Source organism: Proteus sp. MB838, assembly GCF_054767435.1.
This window is the reverse complement of the sequence record NZ_BAABMO010000110.1, coordinates 1-524: the sequence shown is the minus strand read 5'-3', so window position 1 is coordinate 524 and position 524 is coordinate 1. Positions and strand designations below refer to the sequence as shown.

At 46.8% G+C, this 524-nt stretch carries 1 protein-coding gene; it reads right to left on the bottom strand.

What is annotated here, in order from left to right; translation table 11 throughout:
• Window positions 1–96: 96 nt before the first annotated feature.
• Window positions 97–524: Hcp family type VI secretion system effector (locus tag ACYUCW_RS18160; protein WP_460409188.1), on the bottom strand; the 428-nt coding region annotated here is incomplete at its 5' end.

Sequence of the window (524 nt, the reverse complement as noted above, 5' to 3'; positions counted from 1 at the left end):
CTTTGCTAAGCATAATCTGCCTCCATGCAAAAATGGATAAAGAAAAGGGAACAATACAAAATAAGGACGAGCCCCCAAGGACTCGTCATAACGGTATTACGCTTCGAGAGGCGCACGCCAGTCATCCGCACCAGACGTTCCAGCAACAGTGTGCTCCCAGTCAATTTTGCAGTAAGAGAGGGAGACTTCGATAAGTTGCGTGAAGTCGGCTTTAGCCGGATCTTGACAATGAGGCATTTGGCAATCGATGTTCACGATCGTCGCATCAGTCAGTGTGGTGGTAAAGAAGTGCTCTTGTTTACCTTCAACAGACGTGCGATACCATTTTAGCTCAACTTTTGGCAACATTTCGCCGGAAGCCAATGCGTTATACAGCAGAGGAACGGCTTTGTTTAATGCCACGGTAAAACGAAACGGTTTATGCGCACGTTGACCAGAAGGTTGACCTGATTGCGGATCAGTCGGAACCGTCACTACGTGAGAAAATTCTTGTACCAACATTTGGTCTTCATGACCTTGTACAT